Below are 12,897 nucleotides of genomic sequence, written 5' to 3' on the forward strand. Positions count from 1 at the left end.
CCGGCCGCCAGGCAGTTGCCGGGTTTTTCGGGTAGCTGTGAGCAAGACCTTTGCCGTGATGGCGAAGTGTCTTCAGGTAAACCGGCTCCCCTGCCGGACCAACTCAAAGGCCTTTCGCCGTTGCCGGACGAAAGGCCTTTTTGTTTGGTTCCGATTTGGGAGAGACGTGATGGAAAGTATCGGTACGTGGTGGATGTGGGCGGGCTTTGCCGCCGTGGTGCTGGTGATGTTGGCCATCGACCTGTTTGTGGTGGGGGGCGGCAAGGAGCACAAGGTATCGGTCCGCGAGGCGGGTATCTGGACCGTGGTGTGGGTTAGCGTGGCAATGCTGTTTGCCGGCGCCCTATGGTGGTATCTGGACGGGTCGGTGGGGCGCGAGCTAGCCAATGCCCGGGCGCTGGAGTTCGTTACCGGCTACCTGATCGAGAAGGCCCTGGCCGTAGACAACGTGTTTGTCTGGCTGATGCTGTTCTCCTTTTTTGCCGTGCCGCCCGAGTTGCAGAAGCGGGTGCTGGTCTACGGTGTGCTGGGTGCCATCGTGATGCGTACCGGCATGATCTTCGCGGGGGCCTGGCTGATCAGCCAGTTCCACTGGGTGCTGTATCTCTTCGGCGGCTTTCTGCTGCTTACCGGCGTGAAGATGATGTGGTTTGCCGACCACGAGCAGAACCTGGACAAGAACCCCTTGCTGCGCTGGCTGCGTGGCCACATGAAGATCACCAGCGAGTTTCACCATGAGCGCTTCTTCGTGATGAAGGAGGAGGGCGGCAGGTGGGTGCGCTATGCCACGCCCCTGTTCCTGGCCCTGGTGCTGGTGGAGATCTCCGACGTTATCTTTGCGGTGGATTCGATCCCGGCGATCTTCGCCATCACCACAGACCCCTTCATCGTGCTCACCTCCAATGTGTTCGCCATCCTCGGCCTGCGTGCCATGTATTTCCTGCTGGCCGACTTCGCCGGGCGCTTTTCGCTGCTCAAGTACGGCCTGGCGGCGGTGCTGATGTTCATCGGCACCAAGATGCTGCTGCTGGATGTGGTGAAGATTCCGGTGGGCATCTCCCTGGGCGTGGTGGCGTTGCTGATTGCTACCTCGGTGGTGCTGTCCCTGCGCAAGGACCGCCTGAAGACCTCGCCCCGGCAGGGTTGAGGGTGGACGGGGCCAGGCTGCGTGGGGCATGCTGCCGGGCCCTGGTGTTCCGATACCGTTTGCTGCCGTGCTGATCCGCAATGAAACCCCGGCCGATGCTGTCGCCGTGCATGAACTGAATGTGGCTGCTTTTGAGGGCAGCGCCGAGGCCGACCTGGTGGATGCCCTGCGCGGCCACACCTTTCCCTACGTGTCCCTGGTGGCTGACGACAAGGGGGTGATCGCGGGGCATATCCTCTTCACCCCGGTGCATCTGCCGGGTCACCTCCGGGCGCGGTTGATGGCCCTGGCACCCTTGGCCGTGCTGCCCGGCTATCAGCGCAGCGGCGTGGGCTCGGCCCTGGTCGAAGCCGGGTTGGAGCGGGCCCGCGAGGCCGGAGCCGGTGCAGTGGTCGTGCTCGGCCACCCCGGCTATTACCCGCGCTTTGGTTTCGTGCCGGCGTCGCACCACGGTATCCGCTGCACCTACATGGATTCCGGCGAGGTGCCCGACGAGGCCTACATGATCCTCGAACTGCAGCCTGGCCACCTGGAGGGGCTGGCCGGCTGCGTCGAGTATCACGCGGCCTTCTCGGCCGTCTAGCCGCCGCTTCCTGCCAGGCGGCGCAGCAGCGGCCGCCACAACTCGCCCTGGTGCACGGCCAGACCGAGCAGGATCAACCCGGTGCCGGCCCACAGGCGCAGGCTGATCACCTCACCGTTGAGCAGGTTTCCCAGCAGCAGGGCGAGCACGGGCGTGATCAGGGTGATCAGCGCCACCCGCGAGGCGTCCAGGTGCTTGATCACGTAGTAGTAAAGGGCAAAGCCCAGTACCGACCCGAAAACCCCGAGATAGACGATGGCTGCACCGGCACGGGGCGGAACGGCGCTGGGCAGGTGCCCGTCGCTGAGTAGCCACACCAGGGTGAAGAAGGGCAGGGCGACGGTCAGCGTGCCCACGGTGGTGGCCAGGGGCGGGCTGTCGTCACCGATGTGCTTGAGGGACACCAGGCTGCCCGAGTACACCAGCACCGCGGCCAGCAGGGCCGCGAGGCCTTCCAGTGCATGCTCGCCGCCCAGGCTGTCACCGTGCACGAAGATCACCCCCAGCCCGGCAGCGCCCAGCAGGGTGCCGGCGAGGCGCGCCGGGGTGAGGGCCCGTTCGCCCAGGAACACGGCCGCCAGCACTGCGGCGAACAGGGGGGACAGGCCGAACAGTACTGCCACCAGCCCGGAGTTCACATAGCGGGCGCCCCAGTAGGTCAGCGCCATGGCGCCGAACAGGCCGACACCGCCCGACAGGTAGGCCCGTCGCGCCCGGGCATGCAGCGGAAAGCCGATTCGCCACACCAGCACCAGCAGCCCGGCCACCAGCGCACCGATGGCCATGCGGGCGAGCACGGCGAAGGCGAAGCCGATGCCTTCGGTGCTCCACTGGATGGCCAGGGGCGTGGTGGACCAGATCAGGATGATGCCGAGGTAGGCAGCGGGCAGTGACATGGGGTGACTCCTGAAAATGAAAAAGGCCGCGGAGGGAAATCCGCGGCCTGTCGTGAAATCGGTGAAGCGACTAAGCAATCAACCCGATCCCGGCCCCGGACGGACGGCCACGCGCCATGCGCGCAGGGCGCGACGGCGGGCGGGCAGCAGGGGGCAGGCGATATAAGGGCAAGGCATGGCCTCATTCTCGCGGCCGGACACGCAATGCGTCAAGGGCCGGCATGCCGATCGCTCAATGCGCGAAGGTCGAATGAATTTGACCCCACGGGGTGCCGCAGTGCGTGCTGCAGGCTGAGAGGCCGCGCTTGTGTGGGGGCGCATTCATTCGACCACGGACTTCCGGTCACCGGCCTGCCTGTGATGCAGCGCGGGGAGGTCGAGTGAATTCGACCCCAAGGGGGCGTGCTGTTGATACCTGGTAGGTATTGGAGACAAAGTTATTAGGTATTGGACGGTATGTGTCCCCGTTCATAGACTGCCTCCCATACCGGACCTGCGGGTTCGGGCACTTCAGACCATTGATCGGGGTTTAAGCATGCGTCTCATCGAGAATTTCATCGGCGGGGAATACACCGCCGGCCACAGCGGCAGGACTTTCGAAAAGCGTTCTCCGGTGGATAACCGGGTCATCGCCCGCATCACCGAGGCAGGGCGGGGCGAGGTGGACGCAGCGGTGTGTGCCGCCCGAGCGGCCCTCAATGGCGAGTGGGGTGGCCTGACTCTGGAGCAGCGGGTCGACCTGCTCTACGGCGTGGCCGACGAGATCACCCGCCGCTTCGAGGACTTCGTGGCCGCGGAAATGGCCGATACCGGCCAGCCCTCCCATGTCATGCGCCATGTGTTCATTCCTCGCGGTGCGGCCAATTTCAAGGTCTTTGCCGACGTGGTCAAGAACGTGCCGGCCGAGTCCTTTCAGATGTCCACGCCCGACGGTCGGGGTGCCCTCAACTACGCCATCCGGGTGCCCAAGGGGGTGATCGGGGTGATCAGCCCGTGGAATGCCCCTTTCCTGCTGATGACCTGGAAGGTGGGCCCGGCTCTGGCCTGTGGCAACACGGTGGTGGTGAAGCCTTCTGAGGAGTCGCCCCACACCGCCGCGCTGCTCGGCGAGGTGATGAACACGGTGGGTGTTCCCAAGGGTGTTTACAACGTAGTGCAGGGCTTCGGGCCGGACTCGGCCGGCGAGTTCCTGACCCGTCACCCTGGCGTGGATGCCATCACCTTCACCGGCGAGACCCGCACTGGCGCGGCCATCATGAAGGCCGCCTCCGACGGCATGCGCGACGTGTCCTTCGAGCTGGGGGGCAAGAACGCCGGCATCGTGTTTGCAGACGCCGACTTTGACGCGGCGGTGGACGGCATCTTCCGCTCTGCATTTCTGAATACCGGGCAGGTGTGCCTGGGCACGGAGCGGGTATATGTGGAGCGGCCGATCTTCGAACGTTTCGTGCAGGCCCTCAAGATGAAGGTCGAGGCGGTGAAGTTTGGCCGGCCCGAGGACCACGCCGCCAACTACGGCCCCCTGATCAGCCAGGAGCACCGCCAGAAGGTGCTTTCCTACTACCGCAAGGCGGTGGAGGAGGGCGCCACGGTGGTGACCGGCGGCGGCGTGCCCGACATGCCGGCCGAGCTGGCCGAGGGCGCCTGGGTGCAGCCCACCATCTGGACCGGCCTGCCCGAAACCGCCGCCGTGGTGCAGGAGGAGATCTTCGGCCCGTGCTGCCACATCCGCCCCTTCGACAGCGAGAACGAGGTGGTGGCCCTGGCCAACGACACCGACTACGGGCTCTCCACCACCATCTGGACCACCAACCTGGCCCGCGCCCACCGCATGGCAGCACGTATCGAGGTGGGCATCACCTGGATCAACAGCTGGTTCCTGCGCGACCTGCGCACGGCCTTTGGCGGGTCGAAGCAGTCGGGCATCGGCCGCGAGGGTGGGGTGCATTCCCTGGAGTTCTACACCGAGACCCGAAACATCTGCGTGAAGCTGTGACGGCGCGGAATCCGTAGGGGCGACTTCAGTCGCCAGCGGACTTGCAGCAAAGACGGACCGATCGGTACCGGAAGGACATGCATATGAACGAAGAGAAGATCCACCAATACGGCGACGAGCTCTACGAGGCTTTCCTCAGCCGCCGTCCGATCCGCCCCCTGCTGGAGCGTGAGCCGGAGATCACCATCGCCGACGCCTATCGCATCCAGGAGCGCTTCGTGGCCCGCCGCGTGGCGGCTGGCGAGAAAGTGATCGGCAAGAAGATCGGCGCCACCAGCAAGCCGGTGCAGGACTTTCTGGGCGTGTATCAGCCCGATTTCGGCATCCTGCTGTCGGGCATGGTGTACAGCGAAGGCGACACCATCGACCTGGGCCAGCTGATCCAGCCCAAGGCCGAGGCCGAGTTGGCCTTCGTGCTCAAGGAAGACCTCAAGGGCCCGGGCATCACCGCCATGGACGTGATCCGCGCCACCGACTACGTGCTGCCCTGCTTCGAGATCGTCGATTCGCGCATCACCGACTGGAAGATCAAGATCCAGGACACCGTTGCGGACAATGCCTCGTGCGGCGTGTATGTGCTGGGCAAAACCAAGGGCGACCCGCGCAAGCTGGACATCACCCTGGCCGGCATGGTGCTGGAGAAGAACGGTGAGCTCTTCTCCACCGGCGTCGGCGCTGCCGTGCAGGGCTCGCCCGCCAACGCGGTGGCCTGGCTGGCCAACACCCTGGGCGAGCTGGGCATCCCCTTCAAGGCCGGCGAGGTGATCCTGTCCGGTTCCCAGTCGGCCCTGGTGCCCGTGGTGGATGGGGACGAGCTGGTGTGTACGGTGGGCGGCCTGGGGAGTTGTCGGGTGAGGTTTGCGGGGCAGAGCGCCACCCCTGGCGCGGCCGCTCCTGCCAGCGAGGCCCGCCCCGGCAGCAGCACCGCCGGCATGAACCTGACCCTGGGCCGCGAGGACATCGTGCGCCTGTGCGAGCGCATCGAAGGTGCTCAGACCCGCGCACGTGCCATCCCCAAGCTGACCGACGAATATCCGGGCATGACCATCGGTGACGGCTACGCTGTGCAGATGGCCCTGCGTCAGCGCTTCCTGGCGGCAGGCCACACCCAGGTGGGCTGGAAGGCCGGCCTGACCTCGAAGGCCAAGATGGTCCAGATGGGCGTCAACGTGCCCTCCATCGGCTTTCTCACCGACCGCATGGCCCGCCCGGAGAACTCGGCCATTTCCACGGCCGACCTGGTGCACCCCCGCGTCGAGTGCGAGGTGGCCTTCGTGATGAAGAAGGCCCTGCAAGGCCCTGGCTGCACCCGCCAGGACGTGCTGGATGCCACCGACTACGTGCTGCCGGCGGTGGAGATCATCGATTCGCGCTTCTCCGGCTTCAAGTTCGACCTGCCCAGCGTGGTGGCCGACAACGGCTCGTCGGCCCGCTTTGTGGGCGGCGGCCGGGCGCGCTACGTGACCGACATCAACCTGGAAACCCTGGGCGTGGTGATGGAGAAGAACGGCGAGCTGGTGGCCATGGCCGCCTCTGCCGCCGTGCTCGGCCACCCGGCCGACGCTATCGCCATGCTGGTGAACATCCTGGCCGAGCTGGGTGAAGGGCTGCCCGCCGGCAGCTTCGTGATGAGCGGCGGGATCACCGAAGCCATCGCGGTCAAGCCCGGCGACAACGTGATTGCCCGCTTCCAGGAGCTGGGCAGCGTGTCCATGCGCTTCGTCGAGTAGCGATACGGCCCCGCAGGAAACCCATTCGCCCCAACCCACCCCGTGGAGAGAGAGCCCATGCCAATTATCGAGATGCACATGATGGTGGGTCGCACCACCGAACAGAAGAACAGGGTTGCCGTTGCGGTAACCGAGGCCGTGGCGAAGAGCCTCGACTGCAGCGCCGACACGGTGCGCATCCTGATTACCGAACACGCCAGCGACGGTTTCTACGTGGCCGGCCAGACCATGGCCCAGCGCGCCGCCGCCCGGGCCCAGGAGAAAAGCGCATGAAGAAGATCCGCTGCGCCCTGATCGGCTCGGGCAACATCGGCACCGACCTGATCTACAAGATCCAGCGCAGCCCGGTGCTGGAGCCCGTGTGGATGGTGGGCATTGACCCCAGCTCCGAAGGGCTGGCCCGCGCCCGCGAGATGGGCCTCAAGACCACCGCCGAGGGTGTGGATGGGCTGCTGCCCCATGTGCTGGAGGACAATATCCAGATCGCCTTCGACGCCACCAGCGCCTATGTGCATGCGGAGAACAGCCGCAAGCTCAACGCCCTGGGGGTGATGATGATCGACCTGACGCCCGCCGCCATCGGCCCCCTGTGCGTGCCGCCGGTCAATCTGCGCCAGCACGCCGAGAAAGTGGAGATGAACGTCAACATGATCTCCTGTGCCGGCCAGGCGACGATCCCCATCGTCAATGCCGTGTCGCGCATCCAGGGCGTGGGCTATGCCGAGATCGTGGCCAGCCTGTCGTCGAAGTCGGTGGGCCCCGGCACCCGGGCCAACCTGGACGAGTTCACCTACACCACCTCCAGCGCCATCGAGCAGGTGGGCGGGGCGCGCAAGGGCAAGGCCCTGGCCATCATCAACCCGGCCGAGCCGCCGATGATCATGCGCAACACCATCTCCTGCCTCACCGATGATGAGCCCGACCACGGCAGGATCACCGAATCCATCCTGCAGATGATCGGTGAAGTGCAGAAGTACGTACCGGGCTACCGCCTGGTGAATGGCCCGATCTACGACGGCAACAAGGTGCAGGTGTTCATGGAGGTGGCCGGGCTGGGGGATTACCTGCCGCGCTACGCCGGCAACCTGGACATCATGACCGCCGCAGCCACCTGCACCGCCGAGATGTTCGCCGAGGAGATCCTCAAGGGCAGCATCAGGCTGGAGCCTGTCGTGTAGCGACCGCAGGGGCAACTTGTAGGGGCGACTTCAGTCGCCCATCCGCACGGAATACCCGGCGCCATTCGCCGATCGAAGTCCGCGGGCGGCTGAAGTCGCCCCTATCGGGTACGGCCGCATCGCCACACCCTTTACATTGGAGAGACCCATGGATCTCAAAGGCAGGAAAATCACTCTGCACGACATGTGCCTGCGTGACGGTATGCACGCCAAGCGCGAGCAGATCAGCGTCGATCAGATGGTCAAGGTCGCCACCGCCCTGGATGCGGCCGGTGTGCCCTATATCCAGGTAACCCACGGTGCGGGCCTGGGCGGCAACTCGCTGCAGCACGGCTTCGCCCCCCATAGCAACGAGGAATACATTTCCGCCGTGGCCAGCAAGATGACCCAGGCCAAGGTGTCGGTGCTGCTGATCCCCGGCCTGGGCACCATGAAGGAGCTGCAGTCTGCCTACGATTGCGGTGCCCGCAGCGTGCACGTGGCTACCCACTGCACGGAGGCCGACACCGCACCCCAGCACATCGCCTTTGCCCGCAAGCTGGGCATGGACACCACTGGTTTCCTGATGATGGCCCACCTCAACGACCCCGATGGCATCGCCCGGCAGGGCAAGCTGATGGAGAGCTATGGTGCCCATACGGTGTATGTCACCGACAGCGCCGGCTACATGCTGCCGGACGACGTGAAGGCCCGTATCGGCGCTCTGCGCGCCGTGCTCAAGCCGGAAACCGAGATCGGCTTCCATGGTCACCACAACCTGGGCATGGGCATCGCCAACTCCATCGCCGCTATCGAGGCCGGCGCCACCCGCATCGACGGCTCTGCCGCCGGGCTGGGCGCCGGCGCCGGCAACACGCCGCTGGAGGTCTTTGCCGCCGTGTGCGAGCGCATGGGCATCGAGACCGGTGTGGATCTCTTCAAGCTCATGGACGTGGCGGAAGAAATCATCGTGCCGATGATGGAGCACGTGGTGCGCGTCGATCGGGAATCCCTGACTCTAGGTTTTGCCGGCGTGTATTCCACCTTCCTGCTCCACTCAAAGCGTGCCGCCGACCGCTTCGGCGTACCCGCCCGGGACATTCTGGTAGAGCTGGGACGCAAGAAGATGATCGGCGGTCAGGAAGACATGATCATGGACACCGCCATGACCATGGCCAGGGAACGTGGCCTGCTCAAGGCCGTGGCAGCCTGAACACACGGACGGGGTGCCCACGCAGGCGCCCCGCAGTAGCACCCCCCATCCACCAATGGAGACAAAGATGGCACTCAGAGGATTGCTTCGCATGGGCGAAGTGGCGATACGCGTACTCGACATGGGCGAAGCCCGCGAGCACTACGGCAAGCGCATGGGCCTGCACGAGGTCATGACCGACGCCGCCGGACAGGTGTATTTCAAGGCCTGGGACGAGCACGACCACCACTGCCTGGTGCTGCGCGAGGCCGAGTCGTCGGGCATGGACTACTTTGCCTTCAAGGTCTTCGATGACGCTGCCCTGGTTGAACTGGAGCCCAGGATCCGCGCCTTCGGCCTGCAGGTGGAGCACATCGAGGCCGGGGTGTACCCGAAGAGTGGGCGGCGCCTGCAATTCACCCTGCCCAGCGGCCATGTGATGCAGCTGTACGCCCACAAGGAGCAGACCGGCAACAGCCTGCCCTTGCTCAACCCGGGGGTGTTGCCCGACGAAGGGGTGATCCGTGGCTTCCGCATCAACCGCCTCGATCACGCCCTGGTGGGCGGTGTGAACATCGACGAATCGGCGCGGCTGTTCACCGAGGTGTTCGGTTTTGATCTGAGCGAGCGCCTCATCGACGCCGAGAGTGGCCAGTCCCTGGCCCTGTTCCTGAGCTGCTCCACCAAGCCCCACGACATCGCTTTCGTGCTGCAGCCCACACCGGGGCGCTTCCACCACGTGTCCTTCCTGCTGGAGTCGGTGAACGACGTGATCCACGCCGCCGACCTCATCGGCAAGTACCGCATCCCGGTGGACGTGGGCCCCAACCGCCATGGTGTCACCCGCGGCGCGACCATCTATTTCTTCGATCCGTCGGGCAACCGCAACGAGGTCTTCTCCGGCGGCTACGTGCATTACCCGGACACCCCGACCCTCACCTGGGACACCACCGAGCTGGGGCATGCCACATTCGCCCAGGACAATGTGGTGCGCGAGAGCTTCCTGACCGTGCTGACGGGCTGACATCATGACGACGATCTCCTCTCCCGCCGAGCTGGCCGTGGTGGTGGGCGCCACCGGCGCCTTCGGCAACGCCATGGTCGAGCGCCTCGCCGCTGCCGGCCTGGGCGTCGTAGCGGTGGCGCGCAGCGCCGATTCCCTGGCGGCCCTGCAAGACCGGGTGCCCGGGCTGGTGGCCTGCGCTGCCGACATCGCCAGTGACTCGGCCATCGCGGCGATTGCCGCCGTGGTGGACCGGCCGGTGCGCATGGTGGTGCATGGGCCGGGCGTGACTGTGGCCGGGGGCATCCTCACCGCGCCCACCGCGACCATGGTGGATGCAGTGAACATCAAGGTTGGGGGCCTGCTGCGCCTCAGCCGTGCTGTGGATGGTTGGCTGGCAGCGGGGTCACGGATTGTTGCCATAGGCGGCCACTACGGCTTTGAGCCCACTGCCTACGCCGCTTCGGCCGGGGTGGCCAATGCCGCGCTGGTGAATGTGGTGCGCCAGCTCAGCCTGGCCTACGGCCCGCGCGGCGTGACAGCCCACCTGATCGCCCCGGGCCCGGCCGATACCGAGCGCCTGCGCCGGGTTGCCGCCGACCGGGCCGCACAGCGTGGCATCACGGTGGACGCCGTGCTGGCCGAGATGCTGGCTGAATCATCCATCGGCCGCTTCACCACCCCGGCGCAGGTGGCCTGGGCGGTGTCCATGCTGCTGGCGCCCGAGGCCGACGCCATGACCGGCTCCAGCCTGATGCTGGATTCCGGCCGTCGCCGCGGCCTGCCATGACTGGGGCCGCGATGTGCCGCGAGGTCGCATTCAATCGACCTCCCGACCCTGATCCACAGGTCAGCCGCCGGCCGGAAGTCCGTGGTCGAATGAACTCGACCCCACAAAGCAAATAGACATCGCCCAGGAGCTACACCGTGCCCATTGTGAACTTTCATCTGGTCGAAGGCATGAGCACCCCTGAGCAGGACGAACGCCTGCTGGTAGGTGCCTGCCAGCTCTACGCCGAAGTGCTGAAGGCACCCATGGAACGCATCCGCGCCTTCATCACACCCCATCGCCCCGGGCAGTTTGCCGTGGCCGGCGGCCTGTGCGCCCACCACGGGCTGCACGCACCGTATTTCGAGTTCATCGTGCTCGAAGGACGATCCCTGGAAGATCGGCATCGCCTGATGCGCCGTTTCACCGACCTGCTGGTGGACACCCTGGACGTACGCCGCGACCTGATCCGTGGCAGCTGTCGCCGCGTCGAACCCCAGGACTGGGCCATCGCCGGAGAACCCGCCAGCGTCATCCGCAAAGACGAAGTCGCCGCCCGTGCCGCCCAGGACAGCCCACCCGCGTAAAAGGGCCCAGGCAAGCCTGCCGCCGGGCCGTCCCAAGGCAGGCGCCCGCCCCCTCGGGGGGCAGCGATCCCCACGGAGTGGGGTGAGCGTGGGGGCCCATGTCTCCCTCGACCGAAGCCGATCCTCTCCTCTCTGGAATTCGGTCGTGTTTACCCCTTCGTGAGGGCGGCTCGCGAAGGGGCTTTTTTTGGCGATGGGCGCTGAATTCGATCCAACGGCTTTCGCTGGATGCTGAAGGAAAAACGCATGAATGTATTGATCGTCTTTGCCCACCACGAACCCCGCTCCTTCAACGCCGCCATGAAGGACGAGGCGGTGCGCCTGCTGCAGGGGGAGGGCCACGCGGTGCAGGTGTCCGACCTCTACGCCATGCACTTCAACCCGGTGGCCAGCGCTGCCGACTTTGGCGAGCGGGCCAACCCGGACTACCTCGTCTATGCACTGGAGCAGCGCAACGCCTTCAACAAGGGCCGCCTGGCGCCGGATATCGCGGCCGAGATCGACAAGCTCAAGTGGGCCGACCTGATCATCTTCAACTTCCCGATCTACTGGTACGGCATGCCGGCAATCATGAAGGGCTGGGTGGACCGGGTCTTCGTTTCCGGCTTCTGCTACGGCGGCCGGCGCATTTACGACAAGGGCGGGCTGAAGGGCAAGTCGGCCATGCTGGCCATCTCCCTGGGTGGCCAGGCCCACATGTTCGGGCCGGATGCCATCCACGGCGAGCTGGAGGTGATGCTCCAGCCCATCCTGCGCGGCATGCTCGGCTACGTCGGCCTGACGGTGCTGCCGCCTTATGTGGCCTGGCATGTACCCTACGTCAGCCCCGAGGCCCGTGCAGAGATTCTCCAGGGCTACCGCCGGCACCTGCTGACCCTGGATGAGCGCGCGCCGCTACGCTTCCCGTCGGTTGACGATTTCGATCAGGACCTGCGCCCCCGGCCTGCGGTAGATTGAGGCTTCAGACGATACGGAGGGACACACGATGGAATTTTCCGAGAACCGCTTCAAGCAGCGCCTGCTGGCGGGGGATCTGCAATACGGCCTGTGGCTGGGCCTGTCCGAGATCTTCAGTGCCGAGATCTGTGCTGGCGCCGGCTTTGACTGGCTGTTGATCGATGCCGAGCATGGCCCCAACGATCTGCGCACCATCTTTGCCCAACTCCAGGCCATCGCGCCCTACACGTCCCAGCCGGTGGTGCGTCCCCCCCAGGGCGACCATGTGCTCATCAAGCAATTGCTGGAGACCGGCGTGCAGACCCTGCTGATTCCCATGGTGGAGTCAGCCGAGCAGGCCGCCCATCTGGTGGAGGCCATGCGTTACCCGCCGGCCGGTATCCGAGGGGTGGGCAGCTCGATTGCCCGGGCCTCCCGCTGGGGCCGCATTGGCGACTATGCCCAGCGGGCCAATGACGCCATGTGCCTGCTCGTGCAGGTGGAAACCCGCGCCGGTATGGCCGAGCTGGACGCGATCCTGGCGGTGGACGGGGTGGATGGGGTGTTCTTTGGCGCAGCCGATCTGGCCGCCTCCTGCGGCCTGCTCGGGGAGTCGAATCACCCGCAGATCGTGGCCATGATAGAACAGGGCCTGAGCCGGGTGGCTGCGTGCGGCAAGGCTGGCGGGGTGTTGTGTGGCGACCGGGAGTTGGTGGGGCGCTACCGGGAGGCCGGTGCGCGCTTCATCGCCGTGGGGGTGGATTCGATGTTGCTGGCGGCGGCGACATCCAGCCTGTGTGCGTCATACAAAGGCGGGGCGTCTTGCGACGCCCCGGGGTCTTCGTACTGAGGATGGGGGACAAGCCGTTTTCTGCTGTTTGACGTGGCCCCACAGCCCGCG

At 65.8% G+C, this 12,897-nt stretch carries 13 protein-coding genes and 1 pseudogene; 13 read left to right on the top strand and 1 reads right to left on the bottom strand.

The genetic code is table 11. The annotated features are described in order from the left end of the window. The first annotated feature begins 169 nt into the window (after window positions 1-169). Window positions 170-1,147: a TerC family protein gene (locus PHI64_RS10495; protein WP_299882367.1), complete on the top strand. Its 978-nt coding sequence runs from the start codon at window positions 170-172 to the stop codon at window positions 1,145-1,147. Between the two features lie 28 nt (window positions 1,148-1,175). Next, window positions 1,176-1,730 (top strand): GNAT family N-acetyltransferase, encoded by a 555-nt coding sequence (locus PHI64_RS10500; protein ID WP_299882369.1) that lies wholly within the window; start codon window positions 1,176-1,178, stop codon window positions 1,728-1,730. Here PHI64_RS10500 and PHI64_RS10505 read toward each other — a convergent pair. After that, window positions 1,727-2,626, bottom strand: coding sequence for a DMT family transporter (locus PHI64_RS10505; RefSeq protein WP_299882371.1), 900 nt, complete (start codon window positions 2,624-2,626; stop codon window positions 1,727-1,729). The genes PHI64_RS10500 and PHI64_RS10505 overlap by 4 nt on opposite strands. Before the next feature lie 535 nt (window positions 2,627-3,161). Here PHI64_RS10505 and PHI64_RS10510 point away from each other — a divergent pair. From PHI64_RS10510 to PHI64_RS10560, 11 genes and pseudogenes are all read left to right on the top strand, one after another. Continuing rightward, the gene (locus tag PHI64_RS10510; RefSeq protein WP_299882373.1) at window positions 3,162-4,622 is read left to right on the top strand and encodes a 2-hydroxymuconic semialdehyde dehydrogenase; all 1,461 of its coding nucleotides are present in this window, start codon (window positions 3,162-3,164) and stop codon (window positions 4,620-4,622) included. Between the two features lie 83 nt (window positions 4,623-4,705). Beyond that, window positions 4,706-5,497 (top strand): annotated as a pseudogene (gene dmpE / locus PHI64_RS10515) (2-oxopent-4-enoate hydratase); the annotation flags it as partial. Window positions 5,498-5,554: 57 nt separating this feature from the next. After that, complete coding sequence (gene dmpH / locus PHI64_RS10520; protein WP_299882453.1) at window positions 5,555-6,352, top strand: 2-oxo-3-hexenedioate decarboxylase; 798 nt, start codon at window positions 5,555-5,557, stop codon at window positions 6,350-6,352. A 57-nt stretch (window positions 6,353-6,409) separates the two neighbouring features. Next, on the top strand, window positions 6,410-6,625 hold the full coding sequence (locus PHI64_RS10525; protein ID WP_299882375.1) for a tautomerase family protein: 216 nt from the start codon (window positions 6,410-6,412) through the stop codon (window positions 6,623-6,625). Further along, window positions 6,622-7,530 (top strand): acetaldehyde dehydrogenase (acetylating), encoded by a 909-nt coding sequence (locus PHI64_RS10530; RefSeq protein WP_299882377.1) that lies wholly within the window; start codon window positions 6,622-6,624, stop codon window positions 7,528-7,530. The genes PHI64_RS10525 and PHI64_RS10530 overlap by 4 nt, the downstream gene beginning before the upstream one ends. A 148-nt stretch (window positions 7,531-7,678) precedes the next feature. Then, entirely contained in the window at window positions 7,679-8,722 is a 1,044-nt protein-coding gene (dmpG, locus tag PHI64_RS10535; protein WP_299882379.1) for a 4-hydroxy-2-oxovalerate aldolase, read from the top strand. A 67-nt stretch (window positions 8,723-8,789) separates the two neighbouring features. Further along, entirely contained in the window at window positions 8,790-9,725 is a 936-nt protein-coding gene (locus PHI64_RS10540; protein WP_299882381.1) for a catechol 2,3-dioxygenase, read from the top strand. Window positions 9,726-9,729: 4 nt separating this feature from the next. Next, entirely contained in the window at window positions 9,730-10,494 is a 765-nt protein-coding gene (locus PHI64_RS10545) for an SDR family oxidoreductase (protein ID WP_299882383.1), read from the top strand. 137 nt (window positions 10,495-10,631) lie between these two features. Next, a complete protein-coding gene (locus PHI64_RS10550; protein ID WP_299882385.1) occupies window positions 10,632-11,060 on the top strand; it encodes a tautomerase family protein in 429 nt (142 codons plus the stop codon). Between the two features lie 246 nt (window positions 11,061-11,306). Beyond that, the gene (locus PHI64_RS10555; RefSeq protein WP_299882387.1) at window positions 11,307-12,017 is read left to right on the top strand and encodes an NAD(P)H-dependent oxidoreductase; all 711 of its coding nucleotides are present in this window, start codon (window positions 11,307-11,309) and stop codon (window positions 12,015-12,017) included. Window positions 12,018-12,045: 28 nt separating this feature from the next. Then, on the top strand, window positions 12,046-12,846 hold the full coding sequence (locus tag PHI64_RS10560; RefSeq protein WP_299882389.1) for an HpcH/HpaI aldolase/citrate lyase family protein: 801 nt from the start codon (window positions 12,046-12,048) through the stop codon (window positions 12,844-12,846). Window positions 12,847-12,897: the final 51 nt, after the last annotated feature.

The sequence above is a fragment of the Zoogloea sp. genome, from assembly GCF_028689785.1.
Classification (GTDB): domain Bacteria; phylum Pseudomonadota; class Gammaproteobacteria; order Burkholderiales; family Rhodocyclaceae; genus Zoogloea.

Excerpts from the sequence above, each read along its gene's own strand:
- PHI64_RS10545 (WP_299882383.1), top strand. The coding sequence starts at position 9,730 with ATGACGACGATCTCCTCTCCCGCCGAGCTGGCCGTGGTGGTGGGCGCC.
- PHI64_RS10530 (WP_299882377.1), top strand. The coding sequence starts at position 6,622 with ATGAAGAAGATCCGCTGCGCCCTGATCGGCTCGGGCAACATCGGCACC.
- dmpH (WP_299882453.1), top strand. The coding sequence starts at position 5,555 with ATGAACCTGACCCTGGGCCGCGAGGACATCGTGCGCCTGTGCGAGCGC.
- PHI64_RS10555 (WP_299882387.1), top strand. The coding sequence starts at position 11,307 with ATGAATGTATTGATCGTCTTTGCCCACCACGAACCCCGCTCCTTCAAC.
- PHI64_RS10500 (WP_299882369.1), top strand. The coding sequence starts at position 1,176 with ATGCTGCCGGGCCCTGGTGTTCCGATACCGTTTGCTGCCGTGCTGATC.
- PHI64_RS10510 (WP_299882373.1), top strand. The coding sequence starts at position 3,162 with ATGCGTCTCATCGAGAATTTCATCGGCGGGGAATACACCGCCGGCCAC.
- PHI64_RS10560 (WP_299882389.1), top strand. The coding sequence starts at position 12,046 with ATGGAATTTTCCGAGAACCGCTTCAAGCAGCGCCTGCTGGCGGGGGAT.
- dmpG (WP_299882379.1), top strand. The coding sequence starts at position 7,679 with ATGGATCTCAAAGGCAGGAAAATCACTCTGCACGACATGTGCCTGCGT.
- PHI64_RS10495 (WP_299882367.1), top strand. The coding sequence starts at position 170 with ATGGAAAGTATCGGTACGTGGTGGATGTGGGCGGGCTTTGCCGCCGTG.
- PHI64_RS10540 (WP_299882381.1), top strand. The coding sequence starts at position 8,790 with ATGGCACTCAGAGGATTGCTTCGCATGGGCGAAGTGGCGATACGCGTA.
- PHI64_RS10505 (WP_299882371.1), bottom strand. The coding sequence starts at position 2,626 with ATGTCACTGCCCGCTGCCTACCTCGGCATCATCCTGATCTGGTCCACC.
- PHI64_RS10525 (WP_299882375.1), top strand. The coding sequence starts at position 6,410 with ATGCCAATTATCGAGATGCACATGATGGTGGGTCGCACCACCGAACAG.